This is a genomic window from Neobacillus sp. plas4, assembly GCF_057221695.1.
This window is the reverse complement of record NZ_CM170152.1, coordinates 557,571-576,899: the sequence shown is the minus strand read 5'-3', so window position 1 is coordinate 576,899 and position 19,329 is coordinate 557,571. Positions and strand designations below refer to the sequence as shown.

Annotated in this window: 18 protein-coding genes; 1 reads left to right on the top strand and 17 read right to left on the bottom strand. The window is 38.4% G+C overall.

Translation table 11 applies throughout. The features are described 5' to 3' along the window. The first annotated feature begins 104 nt into the window (after positions 1 to 104). Positions 105 to 1,013, top strand: a complete 909-nt coding sequence (locus AC2TFD_RS02810; RefSeq protein ID WP_484674933.1) for a cupin domain-containing protein — start codon at positions 105 to 107, stop codon at positions 1,011 to 1,013. Positions 1,014 to 1,130: 117 nt separating this feature from the next. Here the strand turns inward: AC2TFD_RS02810 and AC2TFD_RS02805 are convergent, their stop codons facing one another. The 17 genes from AC2TFD_RS02805 to AC2TFD_RS02725 form a co-directional block, all read right to left on the bottom strand. Then, positions 1,131 to 1,598: a GreA/GreB family elongation factor gene (locus tag AC2TFD_RS02805; RefSeq protein WP_335567342.1), complete on the bottom strand. Its 468-nt coding sequence runs from the start codon at positions 1,596 to 1,598 to the stop codon at positions 1,131 to 1,133. 249 nt (positions 1,599 to 1,847) lie between these two features. Next, positions 1,848 to 2,030, bottom strand: a complete 183-nt coding sequence (locus AC2TFD_RS02800; RefSeq protein ID WP_484674932.1) for a hypothetical protein — start codon at positions 2,028 to 2,030, stop codon at positions 1,848 to 1,850. A gap of 263 nt (positions 2,031 to 2,293) precedes the next feature. Further along, on the bottom strand, positions 2,294 to 3,187 hold the full coding sequence (gene rbsK, locus AC2TFD_RS02795) for a ribokinase (RefSeq protein ID WP_335518278.1): 894 nt from the start codon (positions 3,185 to 3,187) through the stop codon (positions 2,294 to 2,296). A 22-nt stretch (positions 3,188 to 3,209) separates the two neighbouring features. Then, positions 3,210 to 4,022 carry an energy-coupling factor ABC transporter ATP-binding protein gene (locus tag AC2TFD_RS02790; protein ID WP_335518281.1) on the bottom strand — a complete coding sequence of 271 codons (813 nt, stop codon included), beginning with the start codon at positions 4,020 to 4,022 and terminating at the stop codon, positions 3,210 to 3,212. Beyond that, entirely contained in the window at positions 4,010 to 4,882 is an 873-nt protein-coding gene (locus AC2TFD_RS02785; RefSeq protein WP_484674931.1) for an energy-coupling factor ABC transporter ATP-binding protein, read from the bottom strand. The genes AC2TFD_RS02790 and AC2TFD_RS02785 overlap by 13 nt, the downstream gene beginning before the upstream one ends. Continuing rightward, the gene (locus AC2TFD_RS02780) at positions 4,879 to 5,631 is read right to left on the bottom strand and encodes an energy-coupling factor transporter transmembrane component T (RefSeq protein WP_335518288.1); all 753 of its coding nucleotides are present in this window, start codon (positions 5,629 to 5,631) and stop codon (positions 4,879 to 4,881) included. Before AC2TFD_RS02780 ends, AC2TFD_RS02785 begins: the two co-directional genes overlap by 4 nt. Before the next feature lie 24 nt (positions 5,632 to 5,655). Next, positions 5,656 to 6,246, bottom strand: coding sequence for an ECF transporter S component (locus tag AC2TFD_RS02775; protein ID WP_335518291.1), 591 nt, complete (start codon positions 6,244 to 6,246; stop codon positions 5,656 to 5,658). Positions 6,247 to 6,388: 142 nt separating this feature from the next. Then, positions 6,389 to 7,300 carry a nucleoside hydrolase gene (locus tag AC2TFD_RS02770; RefSeq protein WP_335518294.1) on the bottom strand — a complete coding sequence of 304 codons (912 nt, stop codon included), beginning with the start codon at positions 7,298 to 7,300 and terminating at the stop codon, positions 6,389 to 6,391. Between the two features lie 16 nt (positions 7,301 to 7,316). After that, positions 7,317 to 8,333 carry a LacI family DNA-binding transcriptional regulator gene (locus AC2TFD_RS02765; protein ID WP_484674930.1) on the bottom strand — a complete coding sequence of 339 codons (1,017 nt, stop codon included), beginning with the start codon at positions 8,331 to 8,333 and terminating at the stop codon, positions 7,317 to 7,319. Between the two features lie 210 nt (positions 8,334 to 8,543). Then, positions 8,544 to 9,272 (bottom strand): amino acid ABC transporter ATP-binding protein, encoded by a 729-nt coding sequence (locus tag AC2TFD_RS02760; protein WP_484674929.1) that lies wholly within the window; start codon positions 9,270 to 9,272, stop codon positions 8,544 to 8,546. Further along, on the bottom strand, positions 9,269 to 9,913 hold the full coding sequence (locus tag AC2TFD_RS02755; RefSeq protein ID WP_335518303.1) for an amino acid ABC transporter permease: 645 nt from the start codon (positions 9,911 to 9,913) through the stop codon (positions 9,269 to 9,271). Before AC2TFD_RS02755 ends, AC2TFD_RS02760 begins: the two co-directional genes overlap by 4 nt. Positions 9,914 to 9,974: 61 nt before the next feature. After that, entirely contained in the window at positions 9,975 to 10,745 is a 771-nt protein-coding gene (locus AC2TFD_RS02750) for a transporter substrate-binding domain-containing protein (RefSeq protein WP_335518307.1), read from the bottom strand. A gap of 322 nt (positions 10,746 to 11,067) precedes the next feature. After that, the gene (gene lacZ, locus AC2TFD_RS02745; RefSeq protein WP_484674928.1) at positions 11,068 to 14,133 is read right to left on the bottom strand and encodes a beta-galactosidase, LacZ type; all 3,066 of its coding nucleotides are present in this window, start codon (positions 14,131 to 14,133) and stop codon (positions 11,068 to 11,070) included. Between the two features lie 41 nt (positions 14,134 to 14,174). Next, complete coding sequence (locus AC2TFD_RS02740) at positions 14,175 to 14,999, bottom strand: carbohydrate ABC transporter permease (RefSeq protein ID WP_335512304.1); 825 nt, start codon at positions 14,997 to 14,999, stop codon at positions 14,175 to 14,177. Further along, complete coding sequence (locus AC2TFD_RS02735; protein WP_335512328.1) at positions 14,992 to 15,843, bottom strand: carbohydrate ABC transporter permease; 852 nt, start codon at positions 15,841 to 15,843, stop codon at positions 14,992 to 14,994. The genes AC2TFD_RS02740 and AC2TFD_RS02735 overlap by 8 nt, the downstream gene beginning before the upstream one ends. Before the next feature lie 242 nt (positions 15,844 to 16,085). Continuing rightward, positions 16,086 to 17,375 carry an ABC transporter substrate-binding protein gene (locus AC2TFD_RS02730; RefSeq protein WP_484674927.1) on the bottom strand — a complete coding sequence of 430 codons (1,290 nt, stop codon included), beginning with the start codon at positions 17,373 to 17,375 and terminating at the stop codon, positions 16,086 to 16,088. 180 nt (positions 17,376 to 17,555) lie between these two features. Further along, positions 17,556 to 19,322 (bottom strand): cache domain-containing sensor histidine kinase, encoded by a 1,767-nt coding sequence (locus tag AC2TFD_RS02725; RefSeq protein WP_335512306.1) that lies wholly within the window; start codon positions 19,320 to 19,322, stop codon positions 17,556 to 17,558. Positions 19,323 to 19,329: the final 7 nt, after the last annotated feature.

Below are 19,329 nucleotides of genomic sequence, written 5' to 3'. Positions count from 1 at the left end.
CACAACTTAAATGATTTATTTTTTATCATCATGTTTCAGATAAGTTGAAGCACCCCGCCCCACATGAGGCATATGATAACTTTGAATTATTGTGAAGGGAAGGAATGATGAGAATGTATCATAATCCTTTATGGTACCAATATCCATACTATATCAACACACCAATAGATAACTCAAACTTTATGCGAAATCAAGGGAACCCCCAAAAGCTATATAAAACAATCCTGGCTAGAATAGAAAAAGAAGTATCCGCCATTGAATTTTACAGCACTTTAGCCAAAATGGCACCGGATCATAAGCAGAAGAATGAAATTCTTCAGGTTTTAGAAGATGAAAAAGCACACTTTCAACAATTAAGCAATCTTTATTACATGGCAACAGGAATGCATCCGGTGTACCAAACTGAAAAAATTCCTATTCATAATTTTCAAGAAGGGGTGCGAAAGGCTTACGAAGCCAAATTAGCAGATTATGAAGAATATCAAAAGGGCTTTTTGCTATCCCAAAATCCACCTGTTCAGGATGTGTTTTTGCGTGCTTCCACGGATGAATTAGAACATGCGAAACGATTGAGCGATATACAATCGTTTAACAGCAGGGAAAATCGTGTGTCAAAAGACCACGGACCAGAACCGTACGTCGTTAATATCGAAACAGCAACAACACAAAACAATACGTTTCGCACTGCTTTATGGACTGGGCAGCATTTACAAGTTACGTTGATGAGTATCGATGTTGGAGGAGATATCGGTTTAGAGATACACCCTGATGTTGACCAATTCTTACGTATTGAACAAGGTCAAGGACGAGTCCAAATGGGGAAAGATAAAAATCAATTAAACTTTGAAAAAAACGTTTCTGACAATTTTTCAATCATGGTACCAGCCGGAACATGGCATAATGTGACCAATACCGGGAATATTCCACTGAGGCTTTATTCCATATATGCCCCGCCAGAGCATCCTCATGGAACCGTTCATAAAACGAAAGCCGAAGCCGAGGCAGCAGAATGACATAGTCAAACATGAAAAAGACTCGCCATGATCATTTGGCGAGCCTTTTTTCAATTTTATCACGAAGTGGCAAACGACGAAGCGTCCCATATTCATTCAATCTCATACAGAGGTTTTTCATGCTTCTTTTGTGTGCTGCTGGCTAGTTAAATTGGTTCCAACATAGGTAATTTCCTTAATCATCACGGAAAGCTCCCCAGTTGGAATTTTTAGCGCCAGCTTTTCTCCAATCCCCCTAAGCAAAAGCTGCTTGCCTACAGGAGATAAAAAAGAAATAAACCCGGAATCAGGGTCGGATTGTTCCGGTAAACAAATGATATAATCCTCAGCTTCATTATCTTCTTCATACCATACAGTGACCTTCGTTCCAATATACACCTTTGAAAAAGAAGAAATCGTCCTATTTCTTTTATTCTTTTCTAGCAGGTCCTCTACCTCTAGCGTGTATAAATTGAAAAAGTGCTTTATTCGTTCCTGCACCGCTGTTGATGAAATATAAAGATTCGTTAGTTCCTTGATATTTTCATCTATATAAACCAATTGTTGTACAAAGTCTTCCTTATTTTGCTGTATACTATGGTTCATAGTAGATAACCCCCAGACTTGGATTAAACCTTTTATAAATTTTTGAAAACCTTTTCATTTTTAAATTCCTCCTTATAAAAAAATAAGACCTGCTGAAATATTGGCATTACGGCATTCCCAATAAAAAGGAAGAAATGCCCTTTATCCAAAAAAGGTCTCAGTTTAATATTAACATATATAGGTAAATAAATCCTATTTGGTACTCGCGGAGGCCAATTCCTCTACAGAATTCATTCCCCTTCCAAATGATCAAACTAGTACAAGAATAGCTGCAACGGTTATCATTCTTTGCATTCCTAATAAATAAATATCGAAAACTTCCCCAAATTTTTTCACCTTACCGGAAAAGTTCCTAAAAATATTGAAATAATAACATTTTTCGTTACCAACGCGGCTAAAATCGTCCATATGGGTGATATCAAAGAAACCCATCCTGTTGCCCTCCTAAAAGCTATAGTAAAAAAGAATATACATAATTTTGCTTCTTTTTGAATATTACGTAATAAATGTTTAGAATTTTTGCTAAATATCCTTTTCAATATATTGAAAAGGCAGGATTCACTTTGAATCCTGCCTAGGAGAGACTAGACTAGGTGCCACAGAGCCAAGCGTGATGCTTGGCTCTGGTAACACTTTCGCTGGGTGTGACAGACTCTGCTCCAAAAGGAAGAACAAGAACCGTCCCCCTTCTTCCCTTATACAATTTCTGCTAGTGTTGGCAATGATGGCTGGGCACCTTCCCTTGTGGTGACGATGGCTGAGACTTTTGTAGCAAACTCTGCTGACTCCAAGTCGCTCATTCCCTTTGTTAACCCGACGGCAAAGGCGGCAATATACGAATCTCCTGCTGCTGTTGTGTCAACCGGAATCACTTCCACTGCCGGTATATGGACTTGAAGGTCGTCGTTAAGTAAATAGGAACCCTTGTCCCCCATGGTAACGATGATTCTAGCTAAGCCTAACGATTTTAGGAAAAGAGCAGCTTCAACAATTTCTTCGATTGTAGCCGTGGACATACCTGTCAGCTGCTGCAGTTCTGTTTCATTCGGTATTAAGGTATGCACCATTCGAAGCATTTTTGCAGGTAACTGCCGACCGGGTGCCGGATTTAAAATTACTTCATTTTGATGTTCAGCCGCAATATTCAAGACGTATTCAACTACATCAAGTGGAATTTCCAGCTGCATGATGATAAAATCACTCTCTTGAATCAATTGAATGCAATCGTCGATATCCGCACAACTTACCTGATGATTCGCTCCAGGGACTAAGACAATATGATTTTCTCCGTCTTGGCTTACATTAATAAAAGCCATTCCTGTCGTGCCTTCTTGCTGTATTTCAGTAACATCGACACCGGCTTGCTTCAAATTATTTAATAGCACCTTACCATGATCATCAGCTCCAACTCGTCCAATCATGGCGACATTTCCTCCTAGTTTCGCAGCAGCAACAGCTTGATTTGCCCCTTTCCCGCCAGGATTTTGTTGAAATTTTGTACTGCTAATTGTTTCTCCAGGATGTGGGAGATGTGGAACATGGGCAACTAAATCCATATTCAAGCTCCCAATGACAAGTATTTTCTTCAATGATCCCACCTCAAGCTTTATTCTACCAATTATTCACATATCGTAAATGATTCATTATCTCATCGATTGACAAGACCTTCTCTTCTAATTGCAGTGATCGGCTGACACGGCTAATATGCGGCTGCTTGAGCATGCTTTCTTCTAACACATCAAAATTCCAAAAGATGTCCCGCTTATTCCCTTCTGAAATCTTCCTGCGATTAGCCATGACAATAACTCGTTCAAAATGATTTACAACGAATTCCATATCATGGGTAATTGTAATCACAGTTTTCCCTTCGGCCATTAACGTGCGAATCATCAACCCTAATCTGTCCAACCCTAGTAAATCCTGACCAGCTGTCGGTTCATCCAGAATAATTACACTCGACTCCATAGCTAGCACGGAGGCGATGGTCACAAATTTCCGCATCGAAAACGGCAAATTGTAGGGATGTTCCTTTAAGTAGGGGACAACCCCCGCAAGTTCAGCCGCCTTCATCACATTTTCTTTGATCTTTTCAGGTGATAACCCCATCCTCTTTGGTGCAAACTCAATTTCACTATACACATCACTGTGAAAGATCTGATCGTCCGGATTCTGAAACACATACCCAACTTTCCGCGAAATTTGCGCGGTCGTATAGTCTTTTGAATTCCAGCCATCAATGATGACATTTCCAGATTCCGGCTTTAATAATCCATTCATTAATTTAACGGTTGTGGTTTTTCCAGCCCCATTTTGCCCTACAATTGCAACAGCTTCGCCTTTACCAAACGACATACTCACATTTTCCACTGCTTTATATCCATTAGGGTAACGAAAGCTTACATCATTCAGCGTTAAGAATGACATATTTGTCCCCCCTTCGCTGCCACTAATCTTTTTACCGTAGTAATCGCCTGCTGTTCCGTCAGTGGAATCCGATCCACTTCCCAATTCTGCTTTTTCATTTCAAGACCCAATAATGCATATTGCGGCAGTGCTGCACCGTATTCTTGCACGCGTTGATCCGTAAGAATCTCTTCGGTCGTTCCTTGCATGACCACTTCACCATCTTGAAAAACAAGAATCTTATCCGCTTTTTCCGCGATTAATTCGATTTTGTGCTCAGCTAAAATAATCGTTTTTCCTTTATGCTTCATCAGTTCTATTATTTTAAAAATTTCTTCCGTTCCCTGAGGGTCCAGCTGCGAAGTTGGTTCGTCAATGACTAAAATTTCTGGCTCCATGACGATGATCGACGCTAGGGCAACCCGTTGCTTTTGCCCGCCAGAGAGCTCCTGAGGATTTTTATCCCGTAAATATTCAATCCCTAGAAGGCCGATTACTTCCTCGACCTTCTGGGTAATCACTTCCACGGCTACTCCTAAATTCTCCAACCCAAAGGCAATCTCCTCAAAAACGGTGTCCTTTACTCCACTGATCTGCGTAAAGGGATTTTGAAAAACAAAACCTATTTTCTGGGCGAGCTCACCCATATCCCACTCACGAATATCCTTCCCATCGATCAGCACATCGCCGCGTAAATCACCTTTATAAAAATGAGGAACAAAACCGCGTAAAACGTTGCAAAAAGTCGTTTTACCGCTGCCATTGGCACCAATTAAGGCGTAAAAACCGCCCTTTTCAACATTTACATTGATGTCCTTTAACACATCGCGTTTTCCAATCGGGTACTTGTAGGATACATTCCTTAGTTGAATAAAACTCATAAAGCAACCCTCCAGACAATGATGACAATGAGTAATAAGAGTAATAGAATTCTTACAACAGTGTCCTTTGTGGTTTTTTCAATCCTGTAGAGGCTTGTTTTTTTGACGGGTGCTGTGAAAGCCCGTGCCTCTAAGGTGATCGCCCGTTCTTCGGTACTGGCGACCGATGTTAAAATAAGTGGGGTCAACGTAGGCAAAAAGGCTTTAGCCCGTACCCGTAAATTGCCCTCTGTTTCAACCCCGCGCGTTTTTTGGGCATCCATAATCGTCATCGATAGTTTCTTCATTTCAGGGATGATCGTCAGTGTCGATAAGACGACGTAGGTTACTTTTGATGGAAGACCAAGCTGTTCTAACGAATAGACAATATCCTTTACAGACGTGATGCGGAAAAATAACAGTAAGGATGACCCGATGGCAGCAATTCTAGATGTCAGTAGTAAACTGAAATCAATCCCTTCCTGCCTCAGCGAAAGGAAACCCCAACTCCATAGGATGGTATCACCCGGATAGAAGAAACTCTGAATTAAAAATATAAACGTACTCAAAACTAGAAGAGTCTTAATCAATAAGCTTAGTAATTCTTTAAAAGCCCTCGCATACAGGGCAAGCAGCAGGCAAAGAGGCACCATTAAATAGCCATACAAATACCCTTTTACAATAAAAACAGAAATAATAATAAATAGCGAAATCAAAAATTTTGTTGTTGGATAAAGATTAAGAAGCAAATTGGTGGATTTTTCCCTCATGGCAAACCCTCTCATTATCATAAACTAGGAATCTAAAAAGTTGGAGCCGTAATTATGCTTAGACAAATAGCGGTCAGACATCTTTTTCACAATCGTATACGTAACTAGTAGTGATAAAATTTTATCAACGCTCTCAACTAGAAGATTGGAGGAAAATACTGATTGCCAAATTCCTTGTCCAGAAGCCAGGAAGATTGCTCTAACCGCAGAAGAGGAGTCTCCAGTTGAACCGCCAAACAGGATAACGCTAATCGGTGTACTAACAATAATGACAATAAAGGTTAAAATGACACCGGCAATGATAGTTTTTCCAACACTCGTAAACATTTTTTTGATAGAAAAATAACCAACTGTCAATCCAATTACCATCGATACAATCGCAAAAGGCAATTCAGTTGGCGCAAATATGGATTTTATGACGTTCGTAAGACCACCGGTAACCATCCCAACCCACGGGCCGGCAATCATCGCAACTAACATCGTGCCTATGGCATCTAAATATAATGGGATACGCAATACTTGCACAAGCTGTGAAATGACGACATTAATCGCCACCCCAATTGGAATCAGCAAAATGGCAATCAGTGTGAAATCATACTTCAGACCTTTTTTCATAAGTTAAATTCCCCCTGGATAAAGTATTTTTAGTAAAAACATAGGATTAAGTTGATTGGTAAATCTGTTAAACTAGTACAGACAATTTCAATTTTCAACCACATTGAACATAGAATCGGTTTAGCTGCATTACTAGAATGGATTATTTCAATTTTTCAATCGCATTGTAGATTAAATCAAGGATTCTTTCGCGGTCCACATCAAATGCTACATTTGCATTCTTTGGCTTACCTGTCCTCCCTTTCTTGTCGACTACGGTTTGCCCTCTTGTGAACTCACCCTTTGTCTCAATTTCGACATTGCAAGGGGAAAAGGTAAATAGGGAAGGATCAATCAGATTAGCCACGGCGCATGGGTCATGCATGGCATCGGCACGCCCATCACGAAAATAAAAATCCAGCATGCTGGCAACTGCTTGACCTGTTTTATTGCCAATATAGCGAATTCGATCAATATCTTCTTTATACATTGGAATTTTATTGGTCACATCTAAGCCAAACATCGTAATCGGAATTCCTGAGTCAAAAACAATTTTTGCTGCATCCGGGTCTACATAAATATTGAATTCTGCTACTGGAGTACGATTCCCGCCATCACATGCCCCGCCCATAATCGACAGCTGGTCAATATTACCCATGACCTCCGGATATGACTTAATCAATAAAGCTATATTGGTAAGCGGTCCAATAGCAACAATGGTCACTTTTTCCGTTGAATGGAGAATCGTATCTTTCATCGCTTCCAGTGCGGAGCGGCTACTAACGGAATAATGCGGTGCGCCTAACTCCACTCCTCCAAAACCTGACTCCCCATGGGCAATATCCGCAAGTACCAATTCATGAATTAACGGTCCTAACGCCCCCCTCGCCACTTCAATTTCCTCACCAACAAAACTGACCAGCTTTAAGGCGTTTGTCGTGATCTTTTCACTCGTTTGATTACCTGCACAAGTGGTAATGAGTTTTAAATCCAGTTCATCAGATGAGATGGCTAGGAGGATCGCAAGTGCATCATCAATTCCAGGATCGCAATCAATAATAATGGGTTTGGACATGTCGGTTCTCCTTTTTCTAGTTTTCAAGTTTTTTGGTACTTTCTCGCAAAATTAGTGTTGGTTCAAGATACAACGTTTTGTTTTTGACATCACCTCCTTGAGTGATTTGTTCCAATAAGATTTTGGCTGAGATTTCACCCATTTCGTAAACGGACTGTTCAATGGTTGTTAACTTTGGATGTAATAACTGGTTATATTTAATATTGTCAAAGCCTACTACTGAAAGGTCATTTGGGATGGTGAGCCCTTTCTCTTCTGCCGCCTGGTAGACACCAAAGGCCATTAAATCGTTAAAAGCAAAAATAGCGGTAATGTCTTTTTCCGCCAATAATGTTTTGGCTGCCAGGTACCCGCCATCCATTTGGTAATCTGCAGCTAGTATCAGGTCTTGATTAAATGGAATAGCCGCTTCTTTGAGAGCCCTCTTATATCCATTCAACCGCGCCTTCGAGTTTGGAAATTGCGCTGGCCCCGTTATACATCCAATTTTGGTATGAGAAATATCCAGTAAATGTTTTGTCGCAAGATAGCCAGCATTTTCGTTATGAATTGAAACACTGCTAAACTTCTGGTCTTCAACGCCACGGTCAAGCAGTACTAATGAAATGTTCTGGTCTATCATGATTTCTTCTAGTCGTAGGATATTTTCGGCACAAGAATAGGTAAAAATGATGCCATCGACATTTTTTTCCTTCAATAAACTTACATACTCTAACTCTCGTTTTGGGTCCCCATCGGTATTACACAAAAAGACATTATAGGCATGCAAGTTGGCAAAATCCTCCACCCCCCTAACAAGCTCGGGGAAGAAAGGGTTTCGAATATCCGGAATAATGAGTCCGATGGTCTTCGTTTGTTTCGTAATCATACTTCTAGCAATCGAATTGGGCCGATACTCAAGCTCTTCAATAATTTCTAGAACCTTTTTCCGGGTGGACTCCCCAATTCCCTCACTCTTTTGATTAATCACACGAGAGACTGTGGTAATAGAAACATTCGCCTTCCTGGCAATGTCCTTTATCGTGATCGCCATAGAAAAACCCCATTTTCAGATTTAAGAAAACGTTTTCGTAAAACGTTTTCCTAATTATAGAGTTATTTTCAGAATTTTGTCAATATTGTCATGATATATTTCTTAAATGAGGTCTTGACACCCTTCGTAATATATAATTCTTAAAAAAAAAAGAGAACCTTGAAAGTTTTTCCACTTCAAGGTTCCCTCTTTAAAATTACCCTGCTATATTTACAGCACCTTACTTAAGAAAGCCTTTGTTCGCTCATGCTGTGGGTTAGAGAATAATTGGTTTGGTTCATTTTCCTCTACAATATACCCTCCATCCATGAAAATAACACGATCTCCAACTTCCCGAGCAAATCCCATTTCATGTGTAACAACTACCATCGTCATGCCTTCCTTTGCAAGCTGCTTCATTACTTCTAAAACATCCCCAACCATTTCCGGGTCAAGTGCAGAGGTCGGTTCATCAAAAAGCATAATTTTTGGATTCATTGCCAGTGCTCTTGCTATCGCAACCCGTTGTTTTTGTCCCCCAGATAGTTCGCCTGGGTAGCTATTTGCTTTTTCTCTTAGTCCTACTTTATCTAGTAACTCAAGCGCTAATTTTTCCGCTGCAGTTTTCTCTGTAGAATGAATTTTAATTGGGCCCAAAGTGATGTTTTCTAAAACGGTTTTATGAGGGAACAGATTAAATTGTTGAAATACCATTCCAACCTCTTGTCTTACTTTGTTAAGATCGACCTTTTTGTCCGTTATATCATGGCCATTGATGACTACCTGACCACCCGAAATTTCTTCCAATCGATTGAGACAGCGAAGGAATGTACTCTTACCTGAACCTGAAGGACCGATGACACAAATAACTTCTTTTTCCTTTACTTCAGCATTAATATCCTTTAAAACCTCTAGGCTTCCAAATGATTTTCTTAAGTTTTTTACTGTAATCATGCTCACCGAAGTTCAAACCTCCTCTCTACGAAATTAGCAAGAAGTGTTAACAAGTAAATGACAAGGAAGTAAATGACACCCACAACCAACCAAATCTTAAAAGCTTCAAATGTTGCTGATGCCTGGATTTGTCCTTGTTGTGTTAAATCGGCAATACCAATGACCGATAAAAGCGAAGTATCTTTTAAGCTAATGATTGATTGATTCGTTATGGTTGGGAGCATTCTTCTAAAAGCCTGCGGGAGCACAATAAAGCGCATCGTTTGCGCACTAGTAAAGCCAATCGATCTTGCCGCTTCCGTTTGTCCCTTATCAATAGATTGAATTCCCGCTCTTATAATTTCAGCAAAATAGGCCCCTGCATTGATCGCAACCGTAATGATTCCTGCTGTCGTACTGTTTAAGGAAATAAACTGAAGTGAATTTATACCGAAATAAATAAAGAACAATTGCACAATAAATGGCGTTCCTCGAATGGCGTCTACATAAGCCTTTGCAATCCAGTTTAAGATCTTAAGAGGTGCAAGTCGCAGCAAAGCAATCAATAACCCTATTAAAAAACCTATTATTATAGCAATCAAAAAGATATAAAGTGTTACTTGAAGCCCTTTTAATAACATTGGCAAAGCAGCTGCAATAATATCCACCCTTTTCATCCCCTTTCAAAAAGAAGGCGCGCTAGCTTTAAGCACGCCTTAAAATGGTATTTTATTCTCCAAGATAAGTTTTTAATATTTTATCATACGTTCCATCTTTTTTAAGCTCAGCAAGCCCATTGTTAATTTTCTCCAACAAATCCTGATTTTCACCTTTCAGTACAGCAATTCCGTACTGATCTCCGTTTAAACGATCTCCCACAAGTTTTAATCCAAGATCCTTCTGGGCAATAGCATAAGAGATAACAGGGTAATCTTCAATTAGAGCATCTGCATTTCCATTAGCTACTTCTTGGAACATCGCAGGACTATCGTTAAATTGTACAACTTCGATTCCTAGTTTTGAAGAATTATCTACTGCATATTTCGCACCCGACGTACCTTTTTTAACCGCAACTTTTTTCCCTTTAAGGTCATCAACTGATTTAATCGTTGAATTATCCTCTTTAACAACAACAATTAATCCGGCGTCAAAATACGGTGATGAGAAATCTACAATCTTTTTTCTATCCTCGGTAATACTCATTCCTGCAATAGCCACATCAAGCTGGCCCGCTTGCATAGCTGGAATGATCCCCCCGAAGTCCATTGGAGAAAGTTCAATTTTAAACCCTTCGTTTTTCGCAATCGCATTAATTAATTCGATATCGATACCCTTATACTCGTCTCCTTCTTTAAATTCAAACGGAGGGTAAGTGGTATCTACTCCGACTTTATATACTTTTCCACTATCTGCATTCTCCCCTGCTGTTTCCTTACTTCCGCAAGCAGCGATAAAGAGTGTAAGAATTAAAAACAAACTAAATAAACTTAATTTCTTCATTTAAGGCACCCCTTGTTTTTAGATAATTTTCAATATAAGTAATACTCTATTAATATATCATTATATTAGGCAATATAGAAGTACAAATTTTTGGCATAAAAATGCATTTTATTTAATAAATATTACCACCTCAATAATAATAAGCATTTTATAGACAAATAAGAAATTCAACTAATTTAAAATGTCCATGAAAAAGTGAGCATATTATTCTGTTTTTTAATATTCTATCTATAATATTTTGATATAAAAAAATATACTTGATTTAGCTTCTATAGACACAAGTAAAGAGCCTGAGGTTCATTCAGGCTCTTTACTATCAATATTATTTAATTGGTCGAATCATGAATTCAAATTCCATGTCTTCATTTGCCTTCACTAGATGTTCTGGGTAAACTGGCGCTCCCCAGCTATCATCACCGCCGACGCCCATTTGTCTGCCCGCTACCGTAACAACTGTATAGTGGACGTTAGGCAGTTCGTAAGGATGTGCTGCATTCTCTAATTCAAATGCAGTATATGGTGAAAAATTACATTCAACTGGACGAGATGTAGAAGATATTTTAATACCATGTCCGTCACTGTTTGTGAGGTTTACCCAGCGTACTCCAGTACGATTGCCAGACTCTTGGGGTCTTACGTATCCCGATAGATTATCTGCAACCCTATTGGTAAACACGCCAAGTCTTGCCCCGGCTGCGCGATCTGAATAATTCTCTTCAGGTCCCATTGCGTACCATTCTAATTGGTCGTAATCGGCTGAAACCTTGAATGAAAGTGCAAAAATCGGCATTTGCGGAAGGTTATCAGCACCATGATAGAGTGATTTAACATGCACACTTCCATCTGCTAATACTGTAAAAGTATTTTTGACTTCGATTTCTGAATGAATCGAAAACTTATAGGTAAACGTAACCTCTACTTTGTCTTTTAGTTCTTTTACATCTAACCCTGTAGATTGCCGTGCAAGACTGGCTGCATACCAGCATCCTGAGGTAAAGCCTTGAGAAAATCCTTTGTCATTATCGGTCGTTGCCCTCCAAAATAGTGGAAGCAGTGGTGCTTCAATCATCTCTCTGCCGCCATATTTCATCGAAATCAGACTTTTGGCCTTTCTACAAAACATAATGGAAAAATCAGTTCCATGCACACCAATGTTTTGAGTTCCATATGCTACCCTTAGATTTCCACTAGGAACCTGAGCATTTTTTTGGATATCCTCAAACACATATTGGCCAAAGGCAAGTTCATAACCAGCATCCGCCCAAAGCTGTTCCTCTTTTAGCTTCAATGATGTGTGGATGACATATTCACCAGCTTTATTTAGTAATTCTGCCGGCCAATTAAATTCAACACGACCTTCACTTTGCGGCAGGATCACCACCTGGTCCTGATTCCGATACAATTCTTTCCCCTCTAGGAATAGAATGTATTCCAAATAATAGGCAGATGTATCTTCAAATAAACTTTCATTACGAATGTCAACACCGGATTTATCCACATTCAGCTTTATATTCTGGTATAAATATTTTACTTCCTGCATTTTTGGTGATAGTTCTCGATTGGAATAGACAATCCCATTTGTACAGAATCCATAGTCTGAAGGACGGTCCCCAAAATCTCCTCCGTATGCAAAAAACTCTTGACCATAGCGATCCTTCTTTACGAGCGATTGATCAATATAATCCCAAATAAATCCACCTTGATACATCGGATATTTATTTTCAAGTGCCGTATATTTGTCCATGCCTCCAAGAGAATTCCCCATCGCATGCATATACTCACAGCTAATATAAGGTTTTTCCGGGTTATTATTCAAATATCCCTCAATATCTGCCGGCTTCGCATACATCCTGCTTTCCATATCACTAGTTTCGTTATAGTCACGATTATGGAATACACCCTCATAATGCACAAGACGGCTTGGGTCAACAGATTTGAAGTAACGGGAAACATTTAGGATTACCTCACCAGCATATGACTCATTACCACATGACCAGATCAAGACTGATGGATGGTTCTTATCTCTTTGGACCATGGAAACGGCCCGGTCTAAGACAATGTTCTGCCATTCTGGTTTGTTGCCGGGAATATTCCGTGAAGGCTCAACCACGCCCATCCATTGCCATGTACCATGTGTTTCCAAATTCATCTCATCAATCACATAGATTCCGTATTCATCACATAACTCGTACCAATAACTTTGATTTGGATAATGAGAAGTACGCACTGCATTGATATTGTTTTGTTTCAATGTTTTAATATCCCAAAGCATGTCTTCTTTTGTAATCGCACGGCCACTACGGCAGTTGAATTCATGACGGTTTACACCTTTGAAGACAATTCTTTTACCGTTAAGCAGCATGATTTTATCAACAAGCTCAAACTTTCGAAACCCAACCTTTTGGGGAATGACTTCGACAAGTACTCCTGAAGCGTTATAGATTTGGATATACAGTTTGTACAAATAAGGGTTTTCTGCACTCCAAAGTTTAGGAGCCTCCACTTCCATCGAGACTGAACTTTTTTCACCAGTAAGTTTGCTGCTTTTTTTCGCTGCAATATTTCCTTTTTCATCACAAAGCTCTGCTATTATTTTGGATCCTGCGGGAACGTTTGACAGAAACGTTAGATCTACTTTAAGCTCCCCGTTCTTATAGGAAGAGTCAAGATCGGTATGAATGTGGATATCTTGTGCATGAATTTCAGGTACGGTATAGAGATATACGTCCCTAAAAATACCCGAAAATCTCCAAAAGTCTTGGTCTTCAAGCCAGCTGCCAGTACTTCGCTGGAATACCTCAACCGCAAGTTTATTCTCTCCTGTTGATAAAAAAGGAGTTAAATCAAATTCAGCAGGGGTAAAGCTGTCTTCGCTGTAACCAACAAATTCTCCATTTAACCAAATAAAGAAAGCGGACTCTACACCTTGAAACGAAATATAAACAGGCTTGTTTTCCATAGTTTCAGGCACTTCAAAATACTTCACATAGCTGCCAACTGGGTTAAAATCCTTTGGGATTTCCGGCGGGCTTACATCTCTATGCCCATCCCATGGATAGATGGTATTCACATATTGCGGCGTTCCATATCCTTGTAACTGGATATGCCCTGGAACTTTGATATTCCCCCAAGCCGAGCATTCGAAGTCACGCTCATAAAAACGCTCAGGTCTTGAATCAGGATTAATGGAATAATGAAATTTCCAATTTCCATTTAAATCATGACGCATTTTCATTGCAGAAGCTTCTTTCGCTTCCTCCATTGTTGCGTAGTACACATGATCAGAATGGGCCGGAACCCTGTTAACGGCAAACACATTTAAATCAGTAAGCCAATCGATTGATGGCGTTTGGGCTTGTGTATTTTCTTTGATTTGTGTATTTGTCATTCCTACTCTTCCTTTCTATTCATCTATCAAACGTTTTTTATTTATTTTACCGATCCCATCATCCCTGCAACGAAATGTCTTTGGAGCAAGAAGAAGAGCAGTGCCGTCGGTAAAGTTGCAATTACAATAGATGTCATAATAATTCCGAAGTCTGGTGCAGCACTTGAACCAAGATTCGATATGAGCAATGGAATGGTGTGGTTTTCAGGAGACTGCAGCACAACGAGCGGCCATAAATAATTATTCCAACTTGCCATGAATGTAATAATCGCTGCTGCTGCATATGTTGTTTTCATCGTAGGTACATAAATTCTGAAGAAAACACCAAGCTCTGTTAATCCATCAATCCTTCCAGCTTCAAGCAGCTCTTTTGGAAACATCTTTGTATTTTGTCTAAAGAAAAAGATCAAAAAAGCTGTTGTAATGCTTGGTAACATAGCAGATGTTAATGTATCAATCCCAATTCCAGGTGCAAATTGCGAGATTGTCCCAAACATTCGGAATAACGGTACCATTAGTGCTGCAAAAGGAATCATCATTGATAAAAGCAATATATTAAAAATGATATCCTTTGACTTACTTCTATATATTTCAAAACCGAAACCAGCAAGAGATGCAATGATTAGAGATAAAATGGTAGTCGTAATGGATATAATTACTGAGTTTATTAAAGCTGGAACAAGATCTACCGTACTCAAAAGATTCTGGAAGTTCTCTAATAAATGAGTTCCAGGTAATAATCTTCCATTTGTAACGTCGACAGATTTATTGGTTGCACTAACAATCATCCAGATAAATGGAAAGATAGAGATAATCGTTAAGATTGATAAAGTAATATAAATGAAAATTCTTTTAATATTATGCATTTTTATCACCTGCTACTTTGAACTGAATGATTGAAAAGATGACGATCATGATAACAATTGCATATGAAACAGTCGCCGCGTAGCCAAAATCAGGAGTATATTTGAATGATAGATTATAAATATACTGAGAAATTGTTATTGTTGCATTCCCTGGTCCACCCTTTGTAATATTCATAACCTCATCAAACAATTGTAGTGTACCAATAGTTGATGTAATAGATGTAAATAGGATAATTGGCTTTAGCATTGGAATTGTAATTTTAAAGAATTGTTGAAATGCATTTGCACCATCAATTTTTGCCGCTTCATATATTGAGTTATCCACATTTTGAAGAGCAGATAGATAGAAAATCATATTGTAGCCTGTCCAACGCCATGTTATTGCAATAATAATGGTTATTTTTGCCCAAAAGGGATCTGTCAGCCATTGAATCGGCTCTGATATAAGAGAAATATTTATAAGCATTTGGTTAATGACGCCGTCTGTTCCAAATAAGTATTTGAATACTACAGAATACGCTACAAGTGATGTAATACATGGTAAAAATATTGCCGTACGGAAGAATCCTTTTAGTTTCAATTTCTTATCATTTAATAAAACTGATATAAACAGCGCCAGAACGATCATGATAGGAACTTGAATAAGGAGATAGATTACAGTGTTTTTCACTGCGGCTATAAATGTCGGATCTGTAAATAACCGAACGTAATTATCGAAACCTACAAATTGTAGATTTAGACCCGCACCTGATTGAAAAGAGAGAATAAGTGCTTGAGCCATTGGATAAAAATAAAATAAACAAATCATCACTGTTGCGATTGAAATAAAAGACCAGCCAATCAGTCCATTTTTAAAACGAAGTTTGTTCGTATACTTTCTTGGTTTCTGCTGTAGGTTCTGCTTCGTAGTTGTCGTTATCAATTTTTTCAACTCCCTGCTATCATCTATAAAAAATAGCCCCGGAACGGCTCACCCAACACTTGTTACAGCTCTGTTGTACCGTAGAGAAGCCGGCGAGTTCCGAGGCTTAATCTTGCATTTATCCTATTTCGTATAAAATAGATAAGAGATTAAATTCAAGGCTATTATTTAATTTGCGTTTCCGCTTGTTGTTGTGCTTCCTTTAATACTTTATCAAGGTCTTGACCAGCCAGATAATTCTGCATAGCAACAATTAATATATCCTCGATCGCATATGTGTGCATACCATAGTTTACTTGTGGAATTTCTTCAGCCCACTTTGAAAAATCTGAAATAATAGTCTGACCACCGAAATACTCATCTTCTGTCTTATATGCTTCTCCTTCTGAAGCTGGGATATAAGTACCGATAGCACCGACATCAGAAACTAGTTTTTGATATAAATCTACATTCGAACCAAAAGTCTTTGTAAGGAAATCAACTGCATTCTCTTTTCCTGGTACATCTAAAACATACCAAGACGCACCACCCAAGTTAGAAGCATTTACAGATTTCATACCTGGAAGACTAGGATGCGGCGCAACTGCCCATTTTCCTGATTGTGAAGCTTCCGCTTTGATTGAAGGTGTCATCCAGTTACCAGTTGTTACTGTTGCAACTTCGCCGCCATTAAATGTAGCTAAGTACTCATTCCAGTCTGAATGGAAATTCATTAAGTCATTATCCACAAGTTCCTTATAAAGTTCAAAAGATAGTTTAAGTGCTTCATTATTATCTAAATCAGGCGTAGTACCGTCTTCCTTCATATACCACTTACCTGCTGACTGAATCATTGTCCGAATAATCGCTAATTCATTCGGGTCGGTGGTAAGCAATCTTTTACCCGTTACTTCTTTTACTTTCTTTCCAATTTCAATGTATTCTTTCCAATCAATGTTTTGTAAATCCTCAACTGTATACCCTGCTTTTGTTAAATAATCTGTTCGAACATATAATCCAGTTACTCCAGTATCAAATGGCAGTCCGTAGGTTTCACCATCTACACTTGTTGCTTCCACCTTGTATTGAACAAAATCTTTCGTTTCAAAAGATCCTGTTAACGGATGGAACATATCTGGATATGCTTGAAGGAAACTTTTTGCACGATAATCTTCAATTAGCACAATATTTGGCAACCCTTTAGTAGTTCCAGAACTTAGAGACGTATTTAGCTTTTGAACAATGTCATCTTGAGCATTTTCAATAATATTCACTTTAAGGTCCGGATTCTCAGATCCGTAAGCTTCTTTCGCTAATTCTAATGCTTTAATATTAAATTTTGGATCCCATGCCCAAACGGTAATTTCATTTGCATCCTTTGAGCCTTTCTCTAATTCAGTACCATTTGAAGACCCAGAAGAACAGGCAGCCAACAAAAGCATACTTACCATCAGCAAAGCTAATAGTTTCTTCATCTATATTCCCCCTAAGATTGAATATTTTACCTTGTAAGCGTTATCCCCTTACAATTACTATGTTATCATCACTTAGAGAGCGCAAGTTAGGACGATATTTTTGTAAACTTGTGATATTTTTGTAGATTGCATGCGCTTCCAATTGCTTACTTGGACTATTTTTTGTTTCTATGACTATTTTTAGTTCTTCTCCATCGGAATGGAAATACGAACCTTTGTCCCTTCACCTATTTTACTTGAAATTGAAACACCATAACCATCACCATAAATCAACCGAATGCGCTCATCGACATTTCGGACACCTATCCCGCTAAACTTCTCCCTTTTGCGCTTCGTTTTCGGAAGTTTATTATCTGGAGATACTTCCATACCATCGCCATTATCCATTACCTCACATACAAGGGTTTCCCTTTCCTTCCATACGAGGACATTAATCGTTCCCCCACTCTTTTTATTGAAACCATGAAAGAAGGAATTCTCAATAAAAGGCTGCAAAATTAATTTAGGAATTTGAATCTCGTTACACTCGGGCTCTACGAAATAATTTACTTTTATACGTTCACCATAGCGTTTCTGATTAATTAAGGCATAGCTTTTTACATTGTCAATTTCTTGCTTTACAGTAATCGTCTCACTAATATTACCTATTGTATTTTGTAATAGGGAGATCAACGCATTAACCATTTCAGCTGCTTCTTCTTTACCACCTTGCTGTACCATAAATTTGATTGAAGTTAACGTATTATATAAAAAATGTGGATTGATTTGCTGCTGCAATGCAGCTAATTCTGCATTTCGCTTTTGCTTTTGGATAAGTACAAGCTTATCAACATACTCATGAAGCTCATCAAGCATAGAGTTGAAGGCTTGACCAATTTGTCTCGTTTCGTACGTACCTATCACAGGTATATAACGATCAAATTCATTCTTTGGGGTATTTTCAATTTGCTTTACTAGATTTGACAACGAGTTTGTTACCTTTCTAGAAGCAAAAAATACAATGATAATGGCTAAAAAAATGAATAGTATACAGATGAGTACAATTGACTTTTTATCAATAATATTTTCAAAAGCAGCTTTCTTATCAATTAAATTTACCAAATACAAATCAAAGGTAGGTAAATACTCAATCATGATAATATGGTCCGTACCTTGAAAATCTGCATCCATATAATTTTTTTGTTGTTCCTCTAGCTGGGCTGCATAATTCAAGAGCACTGCTTCTTTATTTCCAATCAAATCAGTACGATTACTCGATAAAATAGTACCAGACTGATCCATCACCAACACATCATTACCTAGGCTTGTATAGCTGTTATAAAATTTTCTAAAATCCTTTTCTTGAATTGTAAAGTACATCGTTCCATAAATGTATTTTGAAGTTGGCTCCATAAATGCCTTTGAAGCAACAATCGCCCTATCACCCTGTGTTTGATCTTTTGGTTGTTCTAGATGAAATAACAATTTTTTAGGGTGCTTGAGTGTGTTTGTGGTAATGAAGTGATTCTGCAGCACTTTATCAGATTTTGCCCATGAAGGCCTTTCTGGTACTGCAAAACTAACCCCATTCAAACCATAAACCAAAATCTCAACATCATAGGCTTCTACACTTGTTTTGATCGTGTCCATTTGTTTTTTTACATTATAATAATAGTTGCCCAACATTCGGTTTGAGTGCGTACCCGTTAGAAAACTCTTAATCGTTCCGTTATTCATAAGGTTATTTGAAGCGATAACAATCGAGTATTGAAACGTACCTAAACTCTCCTTTATCTGCTCCATAACCTTGCTATTGTTAAAAGTAAACCGATCAATAAAAAACTTCTCTGACATACGGAATGTGGTCCAGGTTATTAGTATCGATATTGTAATAATAATTATTACGGTGATAAGAAACATCTTACTAAATAGGCTGTTGCGTCTAAATTGTTCGGTTTTTATTCTCATATACATC